Annotated in this window: 26 protein-coding genes; 19 read left to right on the top strand and 7 right to left on the bottom strand. The window is 30.8% G+C overall.

The genetic code is table 11. The features are described 5' to 3' along the window. Window positions 1-5: 5 nt before the first annotated feature. From liaF to vraR, 3 genes are read left to right on the top strand one after another with little or no spacing between them, the layout of a single operon-like run. Entirely contained in the window at window positions 6-707 is a 702-nt protein-coding gene (liaF, locus tag HMPREF2715_RS03720) for a cell wall-active antibiotics response protein VraT (RefSeq protein WP_070582089.1), read from the top strand. Continuing rightward, window positions 704-1750 (top strand): sensor histidine kinase VraS, encoded by a 1047-nt coding sequence (locus HMPREF2715_RS03715; RefSeq protein ID WP_070839446.1) that lies wholly within the window; start codon window positions 704-706, stop codon window positions 1748-1750. Before liaF ends, HMPREF2715_RS03715 begins: the two co-directional genes overlap by 4 nt. Next, window positions 1740-2369, top strand: a complete 630-nt coding sequence (gene vraR / locus HMPREF2715_RS03710; RefSeq protein WP_037551137.1) for a response regulator transcription factor VraR — start codon at window positions 1740-1742, stop codon at window positions 2367-2369. The genes HMPREF2715_RS03715 and vraR overlap by 11 nt, the downstream gene beginning before the upstream one ends. A gap of 62 nt (window positions 2370-2431) precedes the next feature. Here vraR and HMPREF2715_RS03705 read toward each other — a convergent pair whose 3' ends face one another. The 3 genes from HMPREF2715_RS03705 to HMPREF2715_RS03695 all read right to left on the bottom strand — a co-directional run bounded on the left by HMPREF2715_RS03705 (window position 2432) and on the right by HMPREF2715_RS03695 (window position 4596). Next, entirely contained in the window at window positions 2432-3643 is a 1212-nt protein-coding gene (locus tag HMPREF2715_RS03705; RefSeq protein WP_070582091.1) for a YihY/virulence factor BrkB family protein, read from the bottom strand. A 198-nt stretch (window positions 3644-3841) separates the two neighbouring features. Next, the gene (locus HMPREF2715_RS03700) at window positions 3842-4126 is read right to left on the bottom strand and encodes a YtxH domain-containing protein (RefSeq protein ID WP_070582092.1); all 285 of its coding nucleotides are present in this window, start codon (window positions 4124-4126) and stop codon (window positions 3842-3844) included. Window positions 4127-4131: 5 nt separating this feature from the next. Beyond that, window positions 4132-4596, bottom strand: a complete 465-nt coding sequence (locus HMPREF2715_RS03695) for a low molecular weight protein-tyrosine-phosphatase (protein ID WP_037551133.1) — start codon at window positions 4594-4596, stop codon at window positions 4132-4134. 141 nt (window positions 4597-4737) lie between these two features. On the opposite strand from HMPREF2715_RS03695, the gene HMPREF2715_RS03690 reads away from it, so the two are divergent. From HMPREF2715_RS03690 to HMPREF2715_RS03680, 3 genes are read left to right on the top strand one after another with little or no spacing between them, the layout of a single operon-like run. Then, complete coding sequence (locus HMPREF2715_RS03690; RefSeq protein ID WP_076689932.1) at window positions 4738-4947, top strand: DUF1128 domain-containing protein; 210 nt, start codon at window positions 4738-4740, stop codon at window positions 4945-4947. A 13-nt stretch (window positions 4948-4960) separates the two neighbouring features. Continuing rightward, entirely contained in the window at window positions 4961-6208 is a 1248-nt protein-coding gene (locus tag HMPREF2715_RS03685; RefSeq protein ID WP_070582093.1) for an aminopeptidase, read from the top strand. 32 nt (window positions 6209-6240) lie between these two features. Further along, the gene (locus HMPREF2715_RS03680; RefSeq protein WP_070582094.1) at window positions 6241-6774 is read left to right on the top strand and encodes an acyl-CoA thioesterase; all 534 of its coding nucleotides are present in this window, start codon (window positions 6241-6243) and stop codon (window positions 6772-6774) included. Window positions 6775-6906: 132 nt separating this feature from the next. Here the strand turns inward: HMPREF2715_RS03680 and yfkAB are convergent, their stop codons facing one another. After that, window positions 6907-8046, bottom strand: coding sequence for a radical SAM/CxCxxxxC motif protein YfkAB (gene yfkAB, locus HMPREF2715_RS03675; RefSeq protein ID WP_176744133.1), 1140 nt, complete (start codon window positions 8044-8046; stop codon window positions 6907-6909). Window positions 8047-8199: 153 nt separating this feature from the next. On the opposite strand from yfkAB, the gene HMPREF2715_RS11830 reads away from it, so the two are divergent. The 7 genes from HMPREF2715_RS11830 to HMPREF2715_RS03645 all read left to right on the top strand — a co-directional run bounded on the left by HMPREF2715_RS11830 (window position 8200) and on the right by HMPREF2715_RS03645 (window position 13712). Beyond that, window positions 8200-8361 (top strand): SE1561 family protein, encoded by a 162-nt coding sequence (locus HMPREF2715_RS11830; RefSeq protein ID WP_011275386.1) that lies wholly within the window; start codon window positions 8200-8202, stop codon window positions 8359-8361. A gap of 89 nt (window positions 8362-8450) precedes the next feature. Then, complete coding sequence (locus HMPREF2715_RS03670; protein WP_016931358.1) at window positions 8451-8969, top strand: type 1 glutamine amidotransferase domain-containing protein; 519 nt, start codon at window positions 8451-8453, stop codon at window positions 8967-8969. Between the two features lie 289 nt (window positions 8970-9258). Further along, complete coding sequence (sgtB, locus tag HMPREF2715_RS03665; protein ID WP_070582095.1) at window positions 9259-10071, top strand: monofunctional peptidoglycan glycosyltransferase SgtB; 813 nt, start codon at window positions 9259-9261, stop codon at window positions 10069-10071. A gap of 206 nt (window positions 10072-10277) precedes the next feature. Beyond that, a complete protein-coding gene (gene recX, locus HMPREF2715_RS03660; RefSeq protein WP_070582096.1) occupies window positions 10278-11081 on the top strand; it encodes a recombination regulator RecX in 804 nt (267 codons plus the stop codon). Further along, window positions 11074-11388, top strand: a complete 315-nt coding sequence (locus HMPREF2715_RS03655) for a YfhH family protein (RefSeq protein WP_053017412.1) — start codon at window positions 11074-11076, stop codon at window positions 11386-11388. Before recX ends, HMPREF2715_RS03655 begins: the two co-directional genes overlap by 8 nt. Window positions 11389-11403: 15 nt before the next feature. Next, window positions 11404-12915: an ATP-binding cassette domain-containing protein gene (locus tag HMPREF2715_RS03650; RefSeq protein ID WP_070582097.1), complete on the top strand. Its 1512-nt coding sequence runs from the start codon at window positions 11404-11406 to the stop codon at window positions 12913-12915. A gap of 8 nt (window positions 12916-12923) precedes the next feature. Then, complete coding sequence (locus HMPREF2715_RS03645; RefSeq protein ID WP_070582098.1) at window positions 12924-13712, top strand: teichoic acid transporter; 789 nt, start codon at window positions 12924-12926, stop codon at window positions 13710-13712. 60 nt (window positions 13713-13772) lie between these two features. Here the strand turns inward: HMPREF2715_RS03645 and HMPREF2715_RS03640 are convergent, their stop codons facing one another. Beyond that, window positions 13773-14750: a metal-dependent hydrolase gene (locus HMPREF2715_RS03640; RefSeq protein WP_070582099.1), complete on the bottom strand. Its 978-nt coding sequence runs from the start codon at window positions 14748-14750 to the stop codon at window positions 13773-13775. A 143-nt stretch (window positions 14751-14893) separates the two neighbouring features. On the opposite strand from HMPREF2715_RS03640, the gene mutY reads away from it, so the two are divergent. The 3 genes from mutY to HMPREF2715_RS03625 all read left to right on the top strand — a co-directional run bounded on the left by mutY (window position 14894) and on the right by HMPREF2715_RS03625 (window position 18507). Further along, complete coding sequence (mutY, locus tag HMPREF2715_RS03635) at window positions 14894-15940, top strand: A/G-specific adenine glycosylase (RefSeq protein ID WP_070582100.1); 1047 nt, start codon at window positions 14894-14896, stop codon at window positions 15938-15940. Between the two features lie 122 nt (window positions 15941-16062). Next, window positions 16063-16605 (top strand): nucleoside tri-diphosphate phosphatase, encoded by a 543-nt coding sequence (locus HMPREF2715_RS03630; RefSeq protein ID WP_011275396.1) that lies wholly within the window; start codon window positions 16063-16065, stop codon window positions 16603-16605. Window positions 16606-16770: 165 nt separating this feature from the next. Further along, a complete protein-coding gene (locus tag HMPREF2715_RS03625; RefSeq protein ID WP_070582101.1) occupies window positions 16771-18507 on the top strand; it encodes an ABC transporter ATP-binding protein in 1737 nt (578 codons plus the stop codon). A gap of 185 nt (window positions 18508-18692) precedes the next feature. Here HMPREF2715_RS03625 and HMPREF2715_RS03620 read toward each other — a convergent pair whose 3' ends face one another. Both HMPREF2715_RS03620 and HMPREF2715_RS03615 read right to left on the bottom strand, forming a co-directional pair. Beyond that, complete coding sequence (locus HMPREF2715_RS03620; protein WP_011275398.1) at window positions 18693-19787, bottom strand: FUSC family protein; 1095 nt, start codon at window positions 19785-19787, stop codon at window positions 18693-18695. A gap of 155 nt (window positions 19788-19942) precedes the next feature. Continuing rightward, on the bottom strand, window positions 19943-21232 hold the full coding sequence (locus tag HMPREF2715_RS03615; RefSeq protein ID WP_053025441.1) for a glutamate-1-semialdehyde 2,1-aminomutase: 1290 nt from the start codon (window positions 21230-21232) through the stop codon (window positions 19943-19945). An 81-nt stretch (window positions 21233-21313) separates the two neighbouring features. On the opposite strand from HMPREF2715_RS03615, the gene bcp reads away from it, so the two are divergent. The 3 genes from bcp (at window position 21314) to perR (ending at window position 23271) form a co-directional block, all read left to right on the top strand. Next, a complete protein-coding gene (gene bcp / locus HMPREF2715_RS03610; protein ID WP_053025439.1) occupies window positions 21314-21769 on the top strand; it encodes a thioredoxin-dependent thiol peroxidase in 456 nt (151 codons plus the stop codon). A 5-nt stretch (window positions 21770-21774) separates the two neighbouring features. Next, entirely contained in the window at window positions 21775-22725 is a 951-nt protein-coding gene (locus tag HMPREF2715_RS03605) for an NAD(P)-dependent oxidoreductase (protein ID WP_053025436.1), read from the top strand. A gap of 93 nt (window positions 22726-22818) precedes the next feature. Further along, on the top strand, window positions 22819-23271 hold the full coding sequence (gene perR / locus HMPREF2715_RS03600) for a peroxide-responsive transcriptional repressor PerR (RefSeq protein WP_070582103.1): 453 nt from the start codon (window positions 22819-22821) through the stop codon (window positions 23269-23271). The last annotated feature ends 598 nt before the right edge of the window (window positions 23272-23869 follow it).

Below are 23869 nucleotides of genomic sequence, written 5' to 3'. Positions count from 1 at the left end.
ACACATTGACTCGAAAATATATATCGACAGAGTTATTAATCGTATTTACGGCATTAATGATTATTGCCAATTTTTATTACATCTTTTTTGAGAAAATAGGCTATCTATTTGTATTACTTTTGGGATGTATATTAGTTTATGTAGGCTACCTTTACTTTCATAAAGTAAGGGGTCTCTTAGCGTTTTGGATAGGTGCATTGCTTATAGCATTTACTTTATTGTCGAATAAATATACCATCATAATATTATTTGTCTTTCTAGTTATCGTAATCATTAGATATCTCATTTTTAAGTTTAAACCTTTAAAAGTGATTGCTTCAGAAGATGAAGTTACATCACCTCAATTTATTAAACAAAAGTGGTTTGGAGAGCAGCGCACACCAGTATATGTTTATAAATGGGAAGATGTACAAATTCAACATGGTGTTGGTGATATACACATTGATATGACAAAAGCTGCAAATATTAAAGAGAATAATACAATAGTAGTGAGACATATTTTAGGGAAAATTCAGTTAGTGGTACCATTGAATTATAATATTAATTTACACATGGCTGCTCTATATGGAAATGCTTATTTAAATGGCCAATCGTATAAAGTTGAAAATAATCATATCCAAGTTGAAGAGAAGCCTAAAGAAGAGAATTATAATGTCAATGTTTATGTTTCAACATTCATAGGAGATGTTGAGGTGATTTATCGATGAACCACTACTTAAGAACTATCGGTTCAATGCTTATACTAGTTTATAGCATGTTAACCGCGTTCTTATTTATAGATAAAGTATTTGTTAATATTATCTATTTCCAAGGTATGTTTTATACTCAAATTTTTGGGATACCTGTTTTTCTATTTTTAAATTTAGTCCTCATTTTACTTTGTATTATTGTAGGTTCAATTCTCGCATATAAAATTAATCAACAAAATCAGTGGATTAAGTCGCAAATTGAACATGCCATTGAAGGAGAAACAGTAGGTATTAATGATCAAAACATTGAGCTTTATAACGAAACCATAGACCTTTATCAAACATTAGTTCCGCTAAATCAAGAGTTGCACCGTTTACGAATGAAAACACAAAACTTAACTAATGAAAATTACAATATGAATGATGTCAAAGTTAAGAAAATCATTGAGGATGAACGACAGAGATTAGCTCGCGAGTTACACGACTCTGTAAGTCAACAACTTTTTGCAGCAAGTATGATGTTATCTGCAATAAAAGAAACAAAGTTAGAGGCACCGCTTGATCAACAAATACCAGTTTTAGAGAAAATGGTTCAGGAGTCTCAACTTGAAATGCGCGCATTATTACTTCATTTAAGACCTTTAGGGCTAAAAGACAAATCACTAGGTGAAGGTATCAAAGATTTAGTTATTGATTTGCAAAAGAAAGTTCCTATGAAAGTCATACACGATATTCAAGATTTCAAGGTGCCTAAAGGTATAGAAGATCATTTATTTAGAATTACACAAGAGGCTATATCAAATACGTTAAGACATTCAAATGGAACTAAAGTCACAGTGGAATTATTTAACCAACAAGATTATCTATTACTTCGAATTCAAGATAATGGTAAAGGATTCAATGTTGACGAGAAATTAGAGCAAAGTTATGGATTAAAAAATATGAGAGAACGCGCATTAGAAATTGGTGCGACATTCCATATTGTATCGTTACCGGATTCTGGAACGAGAATAGAAGTTAAAGCACCGTTAAATAGGGAGGATGATAATAATGACGATTAAAGTTTTGTTCGTTGATGACCATGAAATGGTTAGAATTGGGATATCAAGTTATCTATCAACACAATCTGACATTGAGATAGTTGGAGAAGGGGAATCTGGTAAAGATGCCATTGCAAAAGCTCATGAATTAAAACCTGATTTAATTCTTATGGATTTATTAATGGATGACATGGATGGCGTTGAAGCAACTACTCAAATCAAAAAAGATTTGCCACATATTAAAGTTGTAATGTTAACTAGTTTTATTGAAGATAAAGAGGTATATAGAGCATTAGATGCTGGTGTAGATAGCTATATTTTAAAAACGACTAGTGCTAGTGATATAGCCGACGCAGTACGCAAAACTTATAATGGTGAATCTGTATTTGAACCTGAAGTTTTAGTTAAGATGCGTAACAGGATGAAGAAACGTGCAGAATTATATGAAATGCTGACTGAGCGTGAAATGGAAATTTTATTATTAATTGCAAAAGGGTATTCAAATCAAGAAATAGCGAGTGCTTCTCATATTACAATTAAAACCGTTAAAACTCATGTAAGCAATATATTGAGTAAATTAGAAGTACAAGATAGAACACAAGCCGTAATTTATGCATTCCAACATAATTTGATTCAATAAAAAAGGTTGAGGCGATAAACCGTTGCCTCAACCTTTTATTAATTTAATTAGTATTTAAACACTTATTTTTTATTATCATCGTCATTATTAGTAAATTTATCTTTAATTTTCTCAGTTAATGAAGCATCTTCTTCTTGTTTATCTTTTGGATCTTTATCGACTTTATAGTCTTCATCTTTGCCAGTAGCTGTATGTTTATATTCATAAGTAGTATCTTCATTATAGTGATTCTGGTTATTATCATCATGGTCGAGCGCTGCTTCTTCAGGAGTTTGTCCTTTAATAACATGTCTCTGATGGATGATTGCATTAATTTCAGCACCAATAATAATGATAAAACTTGTTAAATATAACCAAATTAATAAGATAATAATACCTGCGATACTGCCATAAGTCTTAGAGTAGTTTCCAAAATTTGAAATGTAGAAACCAAATGCGAAAGACCCAAGTAACCAGATAACTGATGTAAATATAGCTCCTGGTAATACTGATTTTAGTTTAGTTTTAACATTTGGAGCTACTGAGTATAGAATTGTAAATAGAATCAAAATAATAATTAATGGTAATACAACTCTAATTAAACTAAAGATCCATTTAACTTGACTATCTAATCCAAGAGGACCGAATAAGAAATGAGCAATAACTGACCCCATAGTAGGTAATGCCATGGCAAGTAAAAATACGACGCCTAACACAATTGTGAAAATAACACTTAGTAACTTTAAAAGAATACCATTTCTATTATCTTCAACATTATAAGCTACATTGAATGAATTCATAATTGCAGTCATACCATTTGAAGCTGACCAAATTGCTAAGATTAACCCGATAGAAAGTAAACCGCCACTAGAATTTTTAGTGACATCGCTAATTACATCTTTAATAAGACTCGATGTGTCAGCAGGTGCATTACTTAATAAACCGGTGATTTGGCTTTGATCTAAGTTAAATAATGGTAACAATGTTAATAGGAAAATTAACATTGGGAACATAGCTAATACAAAATGATAAGTCATTTGTGCTGCTAAGCCTGAAGCGTCATCTTTGCCTATTCGATAAATTAAATAAGAAAGAAAATTAGAATTTTTTGTATACTTAGCTGGTTTGTTTAACCGTGAAACGAAAAAGACTTGATTCTCTTTTTTTGGTTCTTTAGATTGAAATTCTTGAGGCTCTACATATGTACGATCAACATTAATTTTATCTTGATTCTTCTCTTGCTCGTCTTTAATAGAGTTAAGATACTTCGAGTTTGATTTATTTTCTTTTGACATAACAATCTCCTTTGCTTTAACCACATACATTAATTTAAATAGTAAAATAAGCGGGACAGAAACCTGTTATATAATAAAGATTTCATTGTCCCGCCTTACTATGAGTGAAAAACAAAAATAATATTTTACTTATCACTTTCAGTTAGTTTTTATTTTAACTAAAGTTATAAAAGAGATTTAGCTAAAATAAACAATCAATTATTGACCAATGCGGTTATTCTTACGTTCAACGAAAGTATCTTTAGCATCTTTAATTGATTTTTCTAATTCTGGGTTATTGCGACGAATTTCCTCAATTGTATCTTTCCAATATAAAACTTCGTCTTTAATAGAATTGAATTTAGAAGGTTTGCGTGTACGATTACCTTCTTTAACATCTTTTACAGATTGAACTAAAGCGTTACGTGTTGATTTGTCAGCTAAAGTAGCAGCACCACCAACAATAGCGCCAATTAAAATACCAGGAATTAATTTGTTTTCCATTTTATTTACCCCTCTTTCAAATTTGCATCTTTGACGATGAAATCAATTAGATTGTCACAAGATGATTGTACCATTTCATATACACCTTCAAAATTATTAGTGTAATAAGGATCTGGCACATCACTCTCTTCCATGTTACTAAATTCGAGCAATTTGAACAATTTTCCTTTTATATTAGGATTGATGTTTTGGATGTTATCAACATTGCTCTGATCCATAGCAATAATATAATCAAAATCATCACTTGATTCAAATAACTCACTAATCATACCATCAAAAGGTATATTATGGCGATTAAGAATATCTTGAGTACCTTCATGAGGAGGTTCTCCAAGGTTCCATTTACCTGTTCCTCTTGAGTAAACGTTAACGCCTGAAATGTTTCTATCTATCAAACGTTGACGCATGATTGCTTCAGCCATAGGAGAGCGACATATGTTTCCTAGACATACAAATGCTACATCTACCATATTCTATTCCCCCTAATTAATCCTATATAAACCATTTTATATTTATTTTAAAATTTTATAAAGGCATAATAATACTATATCCGATAAAAGTTTGTTAAATTATCATACTTTGATAGAATATTGTATTAAAGAGGTGATAACGTGAGTCAAAATAATAATGAAACAATGATTGCAGATATTAGAAAAAAATTAAATATTGTTAATCAAGGTTTGTTAAATCCGGCTAAATTTAAAAATGCCAATCAGCATGATATAGAAGAAATTCATAATTTTGTTATGTCTAAAGATTCTTTTTCACCAAGCGAAGTTACAGCAATTGCTGATGAGTTGGGGAACTTACGTCAAGATTAGGGAGGATGATGATATGACTTCATTAAGTTATAACAAGAAATTACAACAGTATGCAGAATTATTAGTTAAAATAGGTATGAATATACAACCTAAACAACCTGTTTTTATTAGATCTTCAGTTGATGCCATCGATTTAACACGTTTAATTGTTGAAGAATCATATAAAGCTGGAGCTTCAGACGTAAAAGTAAATTATTCAGATTCTAAATTAAATAGACTTAAATTTGAGTATGAATCAGTAGATTACTTTGAAAATCATGCAGTTAAATCGTATGAAGTAGATGAACGAATGGATTATGCTAATCGTGGCGCTGCAAATTTAGCTTTACTTAGTGGTGATCCAAACTTGCTAAATGGTATAGACCCTGAAAAACTCAAAGCCAATCAAATGAGTTATAGTCAAGCATTCAAAGGATATATGGAAGGAAGTCAAAAGAATAAGTTTCCATGGGTTGTTGCTGCTTTTCCTTCTAAAGATTGGGCTAGACGTGTTTATCCAGATTTAGATGAAGAAATTGCATTAGAGAAGTTTATTGATGAAGTGTTTGATATCGTAAGAATTGACGGGAACGATCCTATTGAAAATTGGAAAAAACATATAGAAAACTTAAGTGTACATGCTAAATTGATGCAAGAAAAAAATTATAAAGCGTTACATTATCAATCCGAAGGGACAGACTTAGTTGTAGGACTTCCTAAAGGACATATTTGGGAAGATGCTACGAGCTATGTTAATGGCAATCAACAAGCTTTTATAGCTAATTTACCAACTGAAGAAGTTTTTACAGCACCTGATCGTAACAACGTTAATGGATATGTAACAAACAAACTACCATTAAGTTATAATGGTACAATCATCGATGGCTTTACATTAACGTTTAAAGATGGACAAATCGTAGATTTCAAAGCGGATAAAGGCGAAGATGTGCTTAGAGATTTGATCAATACTGATGAGGGTTCTAAGCGACTAGGAGAAGTCGCTTTAGTACCTGATGATTCTCCAATTTCAAATCGTAATACTATTTTCTACAACACGTTATTTGATGAAAACGCATCATGTCATTTAGCCATTGGTTCGGCATATGGCTTTAATGTTGAAGGTGGTACTGAAATGACGACTGAAGAAAAAATTGCCAGTGGTCTTAATGATTCAAATGTCCATGTTGACTTCATGATAGGAAGTGCAGATTTAACGATTTATGGAATTAAACAGGATGACACTAAAGAATTAGTGTTTAAAAACGGCAATTGGGCTCAATAAAAATAGAAATTAAAATAAAAGGGGTATAACGCATGTCAAATTCTCAAGGTATTCGTAAATCAATGTCTGAATCAAAAAGTTATAAAGCTAAACAAGTATTTCCTCAAGACACCAATCATCACCATACAATGTTTGGTGGTTCATTGATGGCTAACATAGATGAAATTGCAGCCATTACTGCAATGAAACATGCTAATGCCCAAGTAGTTACAGCATCAACTGATTCTGTAGATTTTTTAAGACCAATCAAAACAGGAGATATTACTTCTTATGAAGCGATGGTTAGTTATGCAGGTACAAGTTCAATGGAAGTTTGTGTTCAAATAATTATTGAGGATGTATTAAATAAAGAAAAACATTTAGCAGCCTTAAGTTTCTTAACTTTTGTTGCATTAGATGATAATGGTAAGCCAGTCCAAGTACCAGATGTCTATCCAGAATCAAAAGTTGAAAAATGGTTCTATGAAAGTGCGCCTAAGCGTGTACAACGTAGAAAAGATAGAAGAGAAGAAAGTAAAAATACTATTGAATTTTTATCAAATGCACAACATATTGAAGAATTATAAATCACGGACAAGTTAAACGTTGTAACTAGTATATTATAATTCTCATAAAACAGAACTAAGCACCACATAAAATTATTCTAAAACTCACTTTATGTGGTGCTTATTTTATAGATATGTGTGAATTATTGATGCTTAACTAAAAATATTTTCTGTGTGCATTTCTATTTCTTTCTGTTTGAAATCAGTGTTTGGATAATACATGTTTTTCACTAATACATTAGGGCCTAAACAATGAAATGCCTCACAATGACAATTTAAAGATTTTGCTAAATCTGAAGTGAGCCATTTATTAAATACATCAGTCAATTTGTCTGTTTTTATATTTGAGATGGTACCATTTTCATCTCCAAAGTCTGTTACAATGACATCTCCGCTAAACACATTTACATTTAAGCGACTTCGTCCATCTGGATCATTTCGTGTTGTCACATTTTTTGCATCTCTTAAGCGTTGTAATAGTGCTTGATCATTTTCGTCATTAATACATGGATAGATAGGTAACGTACCAAACAGCATCCATACATTCTCATCTCGAATATCTAATAAATGATGAATTGCTTGTTTCATTTCTTTTAGAGAAAGAACATTTAATTGACTTGCGAAATCTGCTGGGTACATAGGATGAACTTCATGACGACTGCATTTCATATCATTAACGATTTCTTTATGAATTTTATCTAAGTAAGGTAAAGTACTCTGATTTAACATCGTTTCAGCTGAAACAAACATACCTTGACTTGATAGGGTACTCGCATTATCTAACATCTGTTCATATAATTTTAATTTTGCTTTTAAAGGTGGTTGTTTTTTCATGGCGCCAAAGCCAACATCAGTAAATTCTTGTATAGTTCCCCAATTATGTGAAATGTGCATAACATCTATGTATTCCGCGATATCTAAATAACGATCTTGAGGCAACGTTAAATTAGAATTCATTTGAACATAAATACCTCGATCTTTCGCGTATTTTAATAAGGGTTTAACGATATTTTTAATTGATTTCTTTGAGAACATTGGTTCTCCACCCGTGATTGACATTGTTCTTAATTGAGGTATTTCATCTAAACGACGATAAATAATATCCATAGGTAATGCATCCGGATCTTTTGTTTGTAATGTATAACCAACTGCACAATGGCTACATCTCATATTACATAGCGTTGTGGTTGTAAATTCTATATTACTCAACGTCAACTGTCCGTAATCTTCAATATCGTTATAAGCTTCCCAAGGATCATTTGAAATTGAAATGGGTTTTTTCTGATTTGTCATCCACATATTTATTACTCCTAAACTAAAAAAATTCCTCTATTCGTTGCAAAAGTACAGTAAACATTATTAAGATTATATCCCTTTTTGTCAAATTCTGTTAGGATAAAATTAACGTATTGTTAAATAAACTCATATAAAAAAGGAGAAACATTTATGAATGAACAACAAACAATGGAACAAATTAAAACGAGATTATCAAAATTTTTAGAAGATATTGATCATGTTAATCCTGATGAAGTAAGTGTTGAAGACATTGATGAATGGATTGGGTTACTAGATCAATTAGAAGAAAAAGTAAAACAAGTGTCTAACTAAATAATAACCGGTTAAGTTCAACTATGTTTAATATCCTTCTATTTCGTCTATATAATAAATATAATTCGAACAAGAAAGGTGATTAGTACATGACTAAAAAAGTAGCAATTATTTTATCAAATGAATTTGAAGATATTGAATTAACTAGCCCTAAAGAAGCAATTGAAGAAGCTGGTTTTGAAACAGAAATCATTGGTGATACTGCAAATGCTGAAGTAGTAGGTAAGCATGGTGAAAAAGTTACTGTAGACGTAAGTATTGCTGATGCTAAACCAGAAGATTATGATGGACTTCTAATACCAGGTGGATTCTCACCAGACCATCTTCGCGGAGATGCAGAAGGTCGATATGGTACGTTTGCTAAATACTTCACTAAAAATGATGTTCCAGCATTTGCAATTTGTCATGGACCTCAAATTTTAATTGATACTGATGATTTAAATGGACGTACGCTAACAGCTGTACTTAATGTACGTAAAGATTTATCAAATGCTGGTGCAAACGTAGTAGATGAATCAGTTGTAGTTGATAAAAATATTGTAACTAGTCGTACACCAGATGACTTAGACGATTTTAACAGAGAAATTGTTAAACAACTTCAAGCATAAATCTTGTTGATGTAAAGCTTGAATATTATTCGATATAATCTTATACGTCAATTTTACAAATTCGCAATATTTAATGAACCGAGAAGAGACTTTAATATGTCTCTTCTCGGTTCTTTTTTTATTCAAAAATTTAGTTATAGTAATTTAATGACTTAACTTCAGATATTGGTCTCATAGTCATATATTCTCATACACCTTGGGACCGATTTTTCGCTTTAAGTATGGCTTATTATAAGAACTACTGTTAAACTCTCAAATATAGAGTGAGTTTAAGTAAAGGAGCTACCGCATGAAAAGAAGCCAAAGAATGAACAACTCGCCTGAGAGACATTCACAATACCGTAATGAACCACATTACAATACGTATTATCAACCTGTAGGTAAACCACCTAAAAAGAAAAAGAGTAAACGCATATTTTTACGTCTGTTTATTATATTTATCATCATATTTGCATTGTTTATCGGATTAATGTATTACTTATCTTCTAGAGCAAATGTTGATGACCTTAAAACTATTGAAAATAAAAGCAGTTATGTATCTGCAGACAATATGCCTGATTATGTAAAAGGTGCATTTATTTCAATGGAAGATGAACGTTTTTATAAACACCACGGTTTTGATGTAAAAGGTACAACACGAGCATTGTTTTCAACGATAGGGGATAGAGATGTTCAAGGTGGAAGTACAATTACGCAACAAACTGTGAAAAATTATTATTATGATAATGAACGTTCTTTCACTAGAAAATTAAAAGAATTGTTTGTAGCACATAAAGTAGAACAACAATATAGTAAAAATGAAATATTGAGCTTCTATTTAAATAACATTTATTACGGTAGCGATCAATATACAATCGAAAGTGCCGCCAATTACTATTTTGGTACGTCAGTAAATAAAATTAGTGATAGTATGTCTCAAATTACAGTATTACAAAGTGCGATATTAGCTAGTAAGGTCAATGCACCTAGTGTTTATGATATAAGTAATATGTCTGATAACTTTAAAAATAGAATTAAAACAAACCTTGAAAAAATGAAACAACAAGAATATATATCTGATAGCCAATATCAAGAGGCATTAAGTCAACTAAATAACTATTGAATTGTTTTGCATGCGTATATACAAAATTCGTAATTATAATTTAGTCTTCATAAAGTAGTCATAATATAAATGAACTTTATGAGGACTTTTTATATAGGTAAAACATTTTGTGTAATGCGATAAGTGATATAAAATAATGTTTGTTAGAATATTTTAAACTGAATGAATTAAAAGAGAACATATTTAGAAGTTAAGGTGGTGGGTATATGACTAAAATTACGAAAATAGAAGTACAAAAGAATAACAAAGAGCGATTTAATTTATTCTTGGATGAAGTATTTGAAATGGGAATAGATATCGATACACTTGTAAAGTTTAATTTAAAAAAAGGTCAAATTCTTGAGCCATCAGATATGGAGAATATTCAAAAGTATGAGCATTATCGTTTAGGTATTAATATGGCAATTCAATACTTATCATATAAAAAAAGAACTGAAAAAGAAGTGCGACAACACTTGCAACAAAATGAAATAAGTGACATAGCAATCCAACAAGTTATAGATTATTGTTACAAAGAATCGTATATTAACCATGAAGATTATGCTGAAAGCTTAAAGAATACCATGATAAACACTACTGACAAAGGTCCTGAAATTTATAGACAGAAATTATATCAAGTTGGAATTGAACCTAATATTATAAATACATATGTTCCGATTTACGAAGAAGAGCAATCATTTGAAGCGGTAATTGAAGTTGCCAAAAAAGTTATGAAAACTAAAAAAGGCCCTGAAATTAAAATACGTCAAAAGGTACTTCAAAGTCTGATTCAAAAAGGATATTCTATGGATGTTGCACAACAGGCAATAGCTGAATTAAATTTTGAACAAGATGAAAATATATTAGATGATTTATTGCAAAAAGATCTTGAAAAAGTATATACAAAACAAAGGCGTAAGTATGACGGACAACAATTAGTAATGAAGACGATAGAGTCACTTATGAGAAAAGGATATAAATATGATAAAATTAAATTAAAATTAGAAGAAAGTGGTATTTCTGATGAATGATAAAAAGCTAAGTGAAATGTCTGAGCAAGAATTAAGACATGAAATACAAACATATAAAGAAAAAATGCGTAAAGCTGAAATGAATGGCATCATGAATGAGTACGATGTATATCAAAGTAAAGTCATCATTGCTGAAAGTTACTTAGTCGATCGTACTAAGGTAGTGCTTGGTAGAATGTATAAACTTAATGATGGAAGCGACCAATACTTCAAAGTCGAACGATTAAAAGGTGTATTTGCATGGGGATATAGAATTAATAGTAAGACTCCTGAAGAAGGATTGCCACTCGCTTTATTAAAAATTTAGAAGGATGTAACATGAATGGGAAGTTCAATAGTCTTAAAAATGCTCAATGTCACGCATTATTATAGAAGTAAGAAAAATAGAAAGTGGTATTTACCATTTGGTTATGCCGCAGAAGACATAGAATTAAACAATATTTCACTACATATATATCAAGGTGAGGCTTTAGCTATTATTGGCGAGCCAGGGGCTTCTAAAACTTTATTAGGTAGGATAATGGCTGGTGACATTAAACCTGATAGAGGTAAAATTAATAAATCGGTCTCTACTTATTATGGTGATATAAAAGACAAACATTTAATACATATAACAGTGCGACAATATGTAAAAGAAATTCAAAGATTATTTTCTTACGAAACAACATCGCACAGTGTTGATCAAATTATCAAATTTGCACATTTAGATGATAAGTCTACGTTTAATATAAATATGCTTAGTCACTCTGATTTTGCACAATTAATCTTAAGCATTGCACGTGTATGTCGAAAAGAATTGATTATTTTTAACCATATCATTGAACATCTTGATGAAGACTTTTTAGAGAAAGCAAAACAATTATCGAAAGACTATGTTAACGATAATAATTCGTTAGTATTCATCGATAATGATCTTGAAAAAGTTGAAAAAGTAAGTAATTATGTAGCATGGATTTCACATGGGCAAGTGAGGATGGAAGGTTCACTAAATCAAGTTTTACCTGTGTTTAAAGAACATGAGCAAGATCGAATGAGTATAGGAAATGATGAAGAACAGCAAAATTTTGATTTAGATTGGAAAGAAAGTCGTAGCCGACTCCCTGAAATGAGCTATAACTTTAAAAGAGTAGAAAGATATAGACATGCGAAAGTTCCTGATTTTGTCGTGAGGTTTTGGACAATTTTGATTGCAAGCTTGATTTGTTTGGCCATCGTTGGAGCATTAGTCATTAACAACATTGGGCGCTTTGATGTTCCTATAATTGAAGCTCAAAAGAAAGTTGAAAATAAAGACCCATTTGAGGAAAAATTGGCATATGGAATCGTATTAGACGACTCGATAACGTTAAATGGTGATTCTAATACAAAAGTTCCTAAATACGCATTTTTAACAATAACAGGTGAAAATTCAAAAAAATATCGTGTTAATATCGATAATCAAGATTATGTTGTAGAAAAACATAAACTACAATATTTTAACCCAGCAGCTTTATATGAGTCGCATTCATTTAAAAAATTATCTCCATATATGAAATCAAATTATAGTAATTTTGTAGATTATTATAATAGCCATTTACATAAAAAACATGATCGAGTTAAAAAATCACTTGTTCCCGATAAGGATTCTAGATATGTTGTAGGAGTAACGCAACAACCAGTAGAAATGTTATTTAATGATCAAGACAAATTAACAGGATTTGTTTTTCCAATAATTAATAAAGATGAATTTAAAGATAAATATCATATTAATCAAGATATATGGATTGTTAAGTCAGGTGATGGATATTTTATCGCAGATATGAAAAATAGTAAGTGGATATACATTGAATTGTAGGTGTAAAAATGATAGATAACATTTTATTATATATAAAACTTTTCCCATCACTAATAAAGTTTACTAAGCAACGTATAATAGATACTTGGAAATGGTTTGCAATTCTCTTAATTGTTGAACTTGTCTTAGTATTAATAGCACTAATTATGCTGTCGTTTATCGAGATTGAAGATCTTAGTAAAGCTAGGTGGTTATATAGAATTTTTGCTATGATTACATTTGCTACAATGTTTGCGACAATTTTTAAATCTTTTAAAGAGTATAGTCAAGATTATTTAATAACTAAGTCGTTCCAATCAACACCATTGATAACTACAGTTGCGAACACACTTATCGGAAGTTCTATTTGTTGTATATTATCAATTATTACTTTATTGTTTAAACCAGTGAATTTCGATGCATCTTTCATTGCATTTATTGTATTTTATATAATGATGATTCTATTTATAATATTCATATCTGTTACTTTAGGATTGTTAGATATTATATATAAAAATATGACTATGATATTCTTGTTAGCTGTAGTTATAAACTTTTTTATAGTGCCTATTATTTTTATTCCTTCTGCAAATGAGAATTTAATGATTCAATTGTTAAAGTTAAATCCTCTGTTTTATTTAATTGATGGATTAGCGACTTCTACGATTTATGGTGAAGTGAATATGTATAATATTTCATATCATATCTATTTCATTTTAATAATAGTAACGATTGGAGCAATTAATTTTATGCTTATGAGATATGTAGCACATTCAAAATATAAATACTCCTCTAATATAATTTCGACAAAAAAATAAATAAAAGAGTGAATCAGAATCATAGTGTCGTTTATGGTTCTGGTTCACTCTTTTTAAAATTTAATTAGAATATAATTTTTTTTGTAATTTTTCTTCAGTGAAAACCCATCCTATATATGAGTGATCTATATTGTTATCATTATCGACATGTGCTATTGCTGCAAAACTATAGTGCCCTTTATTTAAATAGCGTAAATCTATTAGACGAACTTCTGTAGTATCGTCATCTAGCTTACGAGTTTGCCATCGATAAATTGATGAGAAGTTCAGAAATGTTCTAATGTCTTTATTACTTTTAATCTGCCAGAGTAAAGTGTCTGGAGAAAATTTTTGTCGTTTAACTTTATCACTAAAGACAACATATCGACCAAATGCTCTTCCAACATAATCATGTTCTTCAGTTTGAATAGCAACGCGCCATTCCATGAATTTCATCGTAGGTGCCACAAATATTTTAACAGGATTATGTTGTGCTTTTATCTGGCTTAATGCTTGCTTTTTAATGATACTCTGCATTTTGAAACGAATAATATAATAAATGATGAGCATACCAATAATTGGAAAGAATACTATGAATGGATGTACACCGAATAACCAAACGACAATCCCTACACAAAGTATAATAAATATGATTGGATCGAATGTATTAATAACACTTAATTGAATCCACTTGTTTGTGAGTGGACGCAAAGCTTGAGTACCATAAGAATTAAATATATCAACAAACACATGTAAAAATACTGCTAACTGTGCCCATAACCATATATGCGTTGTATCTACTCCTGGGAATAAAACATAAATAATAAATGTGATTAGTATAGGCCACAAAATTGTAAATGGTATAGAATGAGTGATACCACGATGGTGTGAAATATATGTGGCGTTATTTTTCAATTTTAAAACGGTGTCACCATCTGGAATTAACGATCCGGCAATTAAGGTTGTAGCAGTAGCTGCCATAGTATTTGCCATAGCTGGATCTTGACTAGCTAGAGCAGTTAATCCAACACCTATTGCTATATGCGTGGCTGTATCCATAACGTTCACTCTTTTCATGTTAATTTAATATATATTATAATCTAAAAATTGAAATAACGAAATTAAGAAACTTATTAAAAAACTATTAGTTTGCTATAAACCGATTAGATGAAATAAATAATGAGATTGGAAAGGATGTAAATATGTTAAATGAATCTACATTTAAAAAGAATTTAATACAGTGGTTTAATGAAAATCAAAGAGAAATGCCTTGGCGTGAGACTTCTAATCCATATTATATTTGGTTGAGTGAGGTTATGCTTCAACAAACACAAGTTAAAACCGTTATTGACTACTATCATAAGTTTATTAGCCGTTTTCCAACCATAGAAGACTTGAGTCAGGCAAATGAAGATGAAGTGCTTAAATATTGGGAAGGTTTAGGTTATTATAGCCGTGCACGTAACTTTCATACTGCTGTAAAAGAAGTGGCATATGAATACAATGGCGTTGTTCCTTCAACACCAGATCAATTTGGAAAACTTAAAGGCGTTGGTCCATATACACAAGCAGCTGTATTGAGTATAGCGTTTAATAAACCTTTAGCAACCGTTGATGGTAATGTCTTTCGAGTGTGGTCTAGATTAAATAATGATCAAAGAGATATTAAATTGCAATCAACACGAAAGGCATATGAAAAAGAATTACAGCCCTATGTTTATCATCATTCTGGTACTTTCAATCAAGCAATGATGGAATTAGGCGCATTAGTTTGCACACCTAAGAATCCGTTGTGCTTATTCTGTCCTGTTCAAGACAATTGCAGTGCTTTTAAAGAAGGGACTGTGTTAAATCTACCAGTAAAAACTAAAAATATAAAGAAGAAAACGATTCAGCAACATGTGTTTTTAGTTAGAAATGCAAAAGGGGAATATTTAATTGAGCAACGACAAGAGCGATTGTTAAATGGTATGTGGCAATTTCCCATGTTTGAAGCACCAAATGCATTGGAACAATTAGAGAATAAATTAGGAATGTCACTATCGATAGCTGAGGAAATAGTATTTAAACTTAAACATCAATTCACTCATATGACTTGGGATATTAGTGTATATAGTGTAATTGAGACAGTATCTCTTTCCAAAAAAATGATGGAAGACTATAAACTTGAGTGGATGAATTTAAATCGCCGTGATGAATATACATTACCTGTATCAATGGATAAAATATATAAATATATAAATGGTTGAAAACATAAATTTATAGGTGATTTTTGGAGGCTATATTAAAAATAGTAACGCATTTTTAAAGACTTAATTAAAATTATGATATAATCTAAAGTGCGAAAATTACTAAAAGGGTGGTGTGGAGTATGGTAAAAGAATCCATACCTAAAGAAGGCGAAAATATAAAAATTCAAAGTTACAAACACGATGGTAATATTCATCGAGTATGGTCTGAAACGACGATTTTAAAAGGAACAGATCATGTTATTATCGGTGGAAATGATCATACTTTAGTTACTGAAAGTGATGGTCGCACGTGGATTACTCGAGAACCGGCAATCGTTTATTTTCACTCAGAATTCTGGTTTAACGTTATTTGTATGTTTAGAGAAGATGGCATTTATTACTATTGTAATCTTTCATCACCATTCGTTTGTGATGAAGAAGCTTTGAAATATATTGATTATGATTTAGACATTAAAGTTTATCCTAATGGTAAATATCATCTGCTAGATGAAGATGAGTATGAACAACACATGAATCAGATGAATTATCCACACGATATCGATGTTATTTTACGCCGTAATGTAGATATTTTACAGCAGTGGATAGAACAAAAGAAAGGTCCGTTCGCCCCTGATTTTATAAAAGTTTGGAAAGAGCGTTACAAAAAAATTCGAAATTACTAAGCATAAAAGATGTAATTGCTACATATATGTTTTATAGTACTTGAGTAATAATAAGCAGAGGTTGAATTTACTTTAAAGTTGCAAAAGGAGATGCTTGCAATTGAAAGTTTCAACCTCTATTAATTTTCTAAAAAAATTGAATTGAAAATTATAGGGGGGACTAGTATGATACGACGCTATTTAGAATTTGTTAAACCTTACAAATATCGTATAATAGCGACGATAATTATCGGGATTATAAAATTCGGCATTCCTATGTTAATTCCTTTACTTATCAAATATGCAATTGATGGCGTAATTAATAATAGTGCACTTTCTACGAATGAAAAATTTCAACATTTAAGTGTAGCTATCGGCATAGCTTTATTTATATTCTTAATTGTGAGACCACCAATCGAATACTTACGTCAATATTTTGCGCAATGGACAAGTAACAAGATTTTATATGATATTCGAAAACAATTATATAATCATTTGCAAGCTTTAAGTGCTAGATTTTATGCGAACAATCAGGTAGGGCAAGTTATTTCAAGAGTGATAAATGATGTAGAACAAACTAAAGATTTTATTTTAACCGGTTTAATGAACATATGGTTAGATTGTATAACAATTGTCATTGCACTATCCATTATGTTTTTCCTAGATGTTAAGTTAACTTTCGCAGCTATATTCATCTTCCCATTCTATATTTTGACAGTGTATTTCTTCTTCGGTCGTTTAAGAAAATTGACTCGTAAACGTTCGCAAGCTTTAGCTGAAGTACAGGGCTTTTTACATGAACGTGTACAAGGTATGTCTGTCATTAAAAGTTTTGCGATAGAAGATAATGAAGCTAAAAACTTTGATCATAAAAACCAACACTTCTTAAATCGAGCATTTCAACATACGTCATGGAATGCTTACTCATTTGCAGCAATTAATACTGTGACAGATTTAGGACCAATTATCGTCATTGGATTCGGTGCCTATTTAGCCATAAATGGTTCAATTACTGTTGGTACACTTGCTGCATTTGTAGGATACTTGGAACAATTATTCGGACCACTGAGAAGATTGGTTTCTTCTTTTACGACACTAACTCAAAGTTTTGCATCAATGGATAGGGTGTTCCAATTGATGGATGAAGATTACGATATAAAAAATGGTATTGGCGCTCAACCTATTGAAATTAAACAAGGGCATATTGAGTTGAAGAATGTAAGTTTTAAATACAATGAAGATGAATCGACTATACTAAAAGATATAAATCTTAATATTAATAAAGGTGAAACAGTAGCTTTTGTAGGTATGAGTGGTGGTGGTAAGTCAACCTTAATTAACTTGATACCTCGCTTCTATGATGTATCTGAAGGTGAAATATTAATAGATGATCATAATGTTAAAGACTTTCTTACTGGTAGTTTAAGAAATCAAATTGGTCTAGTCCAACAAGATAATATTCTTTTCTCAGATACAGTGAGAGAAAATATCTTACTAGGTCGCCCAGATGCTACTGAGGAAGAAGTTATTGAAGCGGCTAAAATGGCAAATGCGCATGAATTTATAATGAATCTTCATGATGGCTATGATACTGAAGTAGGGGAGCGAGGCGTTAAATTATCTGGTGGTCAAAAACAACGTCTTTCAATTGCAAGAATCTTTTTAAATAATCCACCAATTTTAATTTTAGATGAAGCCACATCAGCATTAGATTTAGAAAGTGAAGCAATTATACAAGAAGCATTAGATGTATTAAGTAAAGACAGAACTACACTCATTGTTGCACATAGACTATCAACAATTACACATGCAGATAAAATAATTGTAATGCAAAATGGTGAAATAGTAGAAACAGGAACGCACAAAGAGTTGATTGAAAAACAAGGTGCTTATGAGCATTTATATAGCATACAAAATTTATAGTAAAAAATGAGCCTGTGGCATAATTCAATGCCTCAGGCTTCGAATATATATTGGCAGTAGTTGACTGGTTAAAATGCACTTGTAACAATCTTTTTTAATTCTACTCAACCTTGCCGGAGTGGTCGGGGGTCAGCAAAGAGAATTTCATAAAGAAAATTTTACAAGCTTCGTAACCCCTTTTTTTGTTATAAATCAAAATCCTCATCAGCAATATCTATATCAGTGTCATTGCGGTGATAAGTGAAGAAACTTAATCTTAATCGATCTAAATGTTCTAAATAATAACGATATTCTTCTATTGTAGCAATAATTTGCATGATATTTGAATATGAATATTCCACTTGATAAGGGTTTTGAATTAACTGTTGTTGAAAAGCATCCATTAGGTCTTTCTTTTGAGGATTCATGATTTGATTATCAAAATGTTCCACATTGTAACGAGCTTTTTTCGACAAGCTTTTTAAAATTTGTTCGTGGTAGGCTGTTAATGAATCTAATTCTAATTTTATCTGGAAAATTAAATTGTAATTTAGATTGTGAAGATCATTCTGATATCTAGCCATACGATTTAGTACTTCATAAGCTTGTCTTGTAGTGCCTACAACTTCTTTAAATAAAATTTTCTTTCTATTTTGTTGGAAGGCAGCCTTTCTAGTTAATGCTTTTTCTTCATTATAGTAATTAAAAATCTGTTCAAGTTTTGATATACGTGATTCAATTTGTTCTCCATCTTCTTTAATCTGATGATAGTCAGATGCGTCATTTAATACGAGTTTAAACCAAATGAAAATATCAGAAGCAATATTCACTGAGTTGTGATATATCTTAGTTTCAAATTTGGGTGGTAAAAATATTAAGTTAACTACAGAAGCGCTGACAACACCAATCATTACTAGTATAAATCTAAAAGCTGCAGTGACATAGAATGACCCAGTATGTTGTCCCATTATAATAAGCGCTGTTACGCCAGCTAATGTAGCAACATGAGCTAAATTTAATTTATATAATATAGCAATTAATAAAATGACAGTAACACCCATAATAACGATATTTTTTCCAAATATTGTTACCATTATGACTGCTAATAAAGCACCAATGACATTACCTGTAGCTTGTTCTGAAATAGTTTTAATAGAACGGTAGATATTAGGTTGCATAGCAACAATTGCACTAATTCCTGCTACAGATTTTAAACCGACATTATCAGGTAAGAAAGACGCTATAAACAAAGCAAGAATAATTGCAATACCAGTCTTTAGTATACGAGCTCCTAGCCTCAACTATAACGCTCCTTTAAATATATTTTTATAATAATATTTTAAACTAGTATACACTTGAAGACTGAATAGATACAAGTTTTTGTTTTGATTAATTAAAAACCTACAATAAAGGCAACGTTATAATTCACGCTCCTTTATTGTAGGTTAAAAATTTGCTATTTCATTTGACTAAACGCATAATCAGCAGCTTTAAGTGTCTCATCAATGTCTTCTTCAGTATGCTCTGTAGTTAAGAACCATGCTTCAAATTTTGATGGAGCTAAATTAATACCTTGGTTCAACATTAATTTAAAGAACTTAGCAAATGCTTCTCCATCTGAATTCTCAACTTGCTCATAATGTGTGATTTTTTCATCTGTGAAGTAAAGTGTTAAAGAGCCATATACTCTATTAATAGTTGCTGTAATATTATATTTATCAATTAGCTCTAATAGACCATCTTCAAGTCGTTTTCCTAATTGATCTAATCTTTCATAAACACCTTTTTGTTCTAGTACTTCTAGTAATGCGATACCTGCTCTCATAGAAAGTGGATTACCTGCCATCGTTCCAGCTTGGTAAGCCGGACCTAATGGGGCAACGTGTTCCATGATATCTTGTCGGCCACCATAGCCACCAATTGGAAGGCCACCCCCAATTATTTTTCCGAATGCAGTTAAGTCTGGATATACATTTAATAGATCTTGGGCTGCACCATAGTGGAAGCGGAATGCAGTAATAACTTCATCATAAATCACCAATGCACCATAATCGTGAGTAATTTCATTAACTTTTTCCAAGAAACCTGGTTGTGGTTCAACCATACCAAAATTACCAACAATTGGCTCAACTAGCACAGCAGCTACTTCTTCTCCCCAATGTTTCATAGCTTCTTTATATGATTCAATATCATTAAACGGTACTGTAATTACTTCTTTAGCGACACTTTCTGGAACACCTGCAGAGTCAGGAGATCCTAATTGTGATGGACCACTACCAGCAGCTACTAATACTAAATCGGAATGACCGTGATAGGAACCTGAAAATTTAATAATTTTATTTCTCTTGGTATAAGCTCTAGCAACACGAATCGTTGTCATAACTGCTTCAGTTCCAGAGTTTACGAACCGTATTTTTTCAAGTGACGGAATAGCTTCTCGCAATTTTTTACTAAATTCAATTTCTAATTCTGTTGGCGTGCCATAAAGTACACCTTTAGCTGCTTGATCTTGAATAGCTTTAGTTATATGAGGATGAGCATGACCTGTGATAATAGGACCATATGCTTGTAAATAATCAATAAATTTATTGCCATCAACATCATACAAGTATGCGCCGTGTCCTTCGCGCATTACAACAGGAGCACCTCCACCAACCGCTTTATAAGAGCGTGATGGTGAATTAACGCCACCCAAAATATATTCATTTGACAATTGTTGTAGACGTTCACTCTCAGTGAATTTCATCTTATTTCAACCTCTCTTATTTTAATTTTATTCCTTATTATCGTATCATATAATTAATATAATTAAGAAATAGGTGATATGGTGCTCAAAAAAGGTCAAAAATTTCCAGAATTTAAATTAGAAAATCAGAATGGTGAATGGATTACTAATGAGACAATAAAAGGAAGTAAAACAATTATTTATTTTTATCCACGTGATAATACTCCAACTTGTACAACAGAAGCATGTGACTTTAGAGACAACTTAGAACAATTTAATGACTTGAATGTTCAAATATATGGAGTTAGTGGTGATACTAAGAAAAAACATCAAAATTTTATTGCAAAACATAATCTTAATTTTGATTTATTAGTTGATGAGGATTTTCAATTATCTAAAGCAACAGGTGTCTATCAATTGAAAAAATCATTTGGTAAAGAATCAATGGGTATTGTTCGCACAACATTTATTATTGATGAGGATGGCGTTATTATCGATGTCATTGAAAAGGTTAAAGTAAAAACACAAATTGAAGAACTAAATCAAATTTTGGGGTGAAATCAATGAAAATAGTTAGTTTAAAGCGATTAGGAGAAATAGAAGCTTCACTTATAAACAACTATCCAGATTTAGAATTTTACTTTTTCAAGAATGCAATGGATATACCGACAGAACTTAAAAATGAATTAGAGATATTGATTGGCTATGATAGTGGCGTTGATAAGAACTTTATTAATGCTTGTCCAAACTTAAAATGGATCTCCTGGTATGCTACCGGTGTTAATAATCTACCATTAGAAGTTATTAAAGAAAAAAATATTATTTTAACTAATACTAGGGGAATACAGGCTAAACAAGTTTCAGAATTTGTTTTATCCTTCATACTTGATGACTATAAGAAAATGCGCACATCATATGTTAATCAAGTAAATAAAGTGTATGATTCTAAACTAACCGGTAAACGATTGAGCGATGAAAAAGTATTAATACTAGGAACAGGATCGTTAGCTCAACAAACCGTCAAATTACTCAAACCGTTTGAATTGGAAATAATCGGTATAAGTAAATCCGGTCATCATAAAGATGGTTTCGATAATATTTATACAATAGAAGATTTAGAATCACATTTAAATAAAGCTGATATTATTATTAATACATTACCTGAAACTCAAGAAACATATCATTTATTGTCAGAGAGACACTTCGAAATTATGAATGATACATGTTTATTTATTAATGTAGGTAGAGGAACAATTGTTGAGGAAAAAATACTCATAAAAGTTTTAAGCCATAACTTAATTCGCCATGCATATTTAGATGTATTTGAAAATGAACCATTAGATGAAAATAATGAATTATATAAATTAGATAATGTGACTATTACAGCGCATATAACAGGAAATGACAAAAATATAAAAAGTGATGCTACAAAACTATTTGAGAGGAATTTGGAAGATTTTCTCAATAAAAATGATGTAATTGAGAATAGAGTCGATTTATATAAAGGTTATTAACGGAAATCGTTCGTACTTATTGACATCACACTTTGGAAACAGTTATATTAATATCAAGTAATAATTATTATTAAGTAGAAAGTGGTGAATCATATGAGTGCAGAATTAGAGTCTATTAATCATGAGTTAGAAGAGTCAATTGCAGCCCTAAGAAGAGCTGGTGTAAGAATCACACCACAACGTCAAGCCATCATTCGTTATCTCATTGCATCTCATTCACATCCAACTGCGGATGAAATTTATCAAGCACTTTCACCTGATTTTCCAAATATTAGTGTTGCGACTATATATAATAATTTAAGAGTGTTTAAAAGTATTGGCATAGTTAAAGAGTTAACATATGGAGATGCATCAAGTCGATTTGATTTTAATACTCATAATCATTATCACGTTATCTGTGAGAAATGTGGCAAGATTGTAGACTTTCATTATCCTCAACTTGATGAAGTTGAACAACTTGCACAGCACATCACAGGGTTCGACGTAACACATCACCGTATGGAAATATATGGTATTTGTAAAGAATGCAAAGATAAAGAAGAATAGAAGTAATAGAAGCAATGGTACTAAACCATTGCTTTTTTTATTAAACTAGCTATAAGTGAAAAATAGACACACCTTAAATGTTTTATTAAGCACGAAAATCATATACATTAGTATTTATAATAGATCCATCGACAAAATAATGCTAAAAATTATGTAAATTATACTCTTAATTCAAAACAATACATTAGAGGTGAAAATTTAGCCATTATTATCTTGCAAAAATGATTGACGTTCCTTTGCAAACTTGCTATTATATAAAAGTCGTCAAAAACGAATGTAAACTTTCTTGTTTCAGAAATTAATTTCATTAAATTAATGTTAAGAAAGTGTAATTTTGACTATTGAAAAACTTCGCAAGACAATATAAGATATTATTTGTTGAAATAATCAATTAAGTTTTGAACAGAAGAATTTTTAAATAAAATAAAATATAAAAAAGTTCTTGACATGATATAAAGATTATTGATATAATTAATAAATGTAATTACTTTAAATGAACATTGAAAACTGAATGACAATAAGTCAACGTTAATTCCAAAACAGTAACTTAAATGTTACAAACATTATTTAGTATTATGAGCTAATCAAACATCATAAA

The organism is Staphylococcus sp. HMSC062A01, assembly GCF_001836805.1.
Classification (GTDB): Bacteria; Bacillota; Bacilli; order Staphylococcales; family Staphylococcaceae; genus Staphylococcus; species Staphylococcus haemolyticus.
The sequence above is the reverse complement of the archived record's forward strand: the minus strand, read 5'-3'. Positions and strand labels throughout refer to the sequence as shown.

What these genes read in the sequence shown, in the direction of transcription:
- HMPREF2715_RS03705 (WP_070582091.1), bottom strand. Translation starts at nt 3,643, where the DNA reads ATGTCAAAAGAAAATAAATCAAACTCGAAGTATCTTAACTCTATTAAA.
- HMPREF2715_RS03680 (WP_070582094.1), top strand. Translation starts at nt 6,241, where the DNA reads ATGTCAAATTCTCAAGGTATTCGTAAATCAATGTCTGAATCAAAAAGT.
- HMPREF2715_RS03695 (WP_037551133.1), bottom strand. Translation starts at nt 4,596, where the DNA reads ATGGTAGATGTAGCATTTGTATGTCTAGGAAACATATGTCGCTCTCCT.
- mutY (WP_070582100.1), top strand. Translation starts at nt 14,894, where the DNA reads ATGTTAAATGAATCTACATTTAAAAAGAATTTAATACAGTGGTTTAAT.
- HMPREF2715_RS03630 (WP_011275396.1), top strand. Translation starts at nt 16,063, where the DNA reads ATGGTAAAAGAATCCATACCTAAAGAAGGCGAAAATATAAAAATTCAA.
- HMPREF2715_RS03640 (WP_070582099.1), bottom strand. Translation starts at nt 14,750, where the DNA reads ATGGATACAGCCACGCATATAGCAATAGGTGTTGGATTAACTGCTCTA.
- HMPREF2715_RS11830 (WP_011275386.1), top strand. Translation starts at nt 8,200, where the DNA reads ATGAATGAACAACAAACAATGGAACAAATTAAAACGAGATTATCAAAA.
- HMPREF2715_RS03685 (WP_070582093.1), top strand. Translation starts at nt 4,961, where the DNA reads ATGACTTCATTAAGTTATAACAAGAAATTACAACAGTATGCAGAATTA.
- sgtB (WP_070582095.1), top strand. Translation starts at nt 9,259, where the DNA reads ATGAAAAGAAGCCAAAGAATGAACAACTCGCCTGAGAGACATTCACAA.
- HMPREF2715_RS03650 (WP_070582097.1), top strand. Translation starts at nt 11,404, where the DNA reads ATGGGAAGTTCAATAGTCTTAAAAATGCTCAATGTCACGCATTATTAT.
- perR (WP_070582103.1), top strand. Translation starts at nt 22,819, where the DNA reads ATGAGTGCAGAATTAGAGTCTATTAATCATGAGTTAGAAGAGTCAATT.
- HMPREF2715_RS03605 (WP_053025436.1), top strand. Translation starts at nt 21,775, where the DNA reads ATGAAAATAGTTAGTTTAAAGCGATTAGGAGAAATAGAAGCTTCACTT.
- vraR (WP_037551137.1), top strand. Translation starts at nt 1,740, where the DNA reads ATGACGATTAAAGTTTTGTTCGTTGATGACCATGAAATGGTTAGAATT.
- HMPREF2715_RS03715 (WP_070839446.1), top strand. Translation starts at nt 704, where the DNA reads ATGAACCACTACTTAAGAACTATCGGTTCAATGCTTATACTAGTTTAT.
- HMPREF2715_RS03625 (WP_070582101.1), top strand. Translation starts at nt 16,771, where the DNA reads ATGATACGACGCTATTTAGAATTTGTTAAACCTTACAAATATCGTATA.
- HMPREF2715_RS03670 (WP_016931358.1), top strand. Translation starts at nt 8,451, where the DNA reads ATGACTAAAAAAGTAGCAATTATTTTATCAAATGAATTTGAAGATATT.
- recX (WP_070582096.1), top strand. Translation starts at nt 10,278, where the DNA reads ATGACTAAAATTACGAAAATAGAAGTACAAAAGAATAACAAAGAGCGA.
- yfkAB (WP_176744133.1), bottom strand. Translation starts at nt 8,046, where the DNA reads ATGACAAATCAGAAAAAACCCATTTCAATTTCAAATGATCCTTGGGAA.
- HMPREF2715_RS03700 (WP_070582092.1), bottom strand. Translation starts at nt 4,126, where the DNA reads ATGGAAAACAAATTAATTCCTGGTATTTTAATTGGCGCTATTGTTGGT.
- HMPREF2715_RS03655 (WP_053017412.1), top strand. Translation starts at nt 11,074, where the DNA reads ATGAATGATAAAAAGCTAAGTGAAATGTCTGAGCAAGAATTAAGACAT.
- HMPREF2715_RS03645 (WP_070582098.1), top strand. Translation starts at nt 12,924, where the DNA reads ATGATAGATAACATTTTATTATATATAAAACTTTTCCCATCACTAATA.
- HMPREF2715_RS03615 (WP_053025441.1), bottom strand. Translation starts at nt 21,232, where the DNA reads ATGAAATTCACTGAGAGTGAACGTCTACAACAATTGTCAAATGAATAT.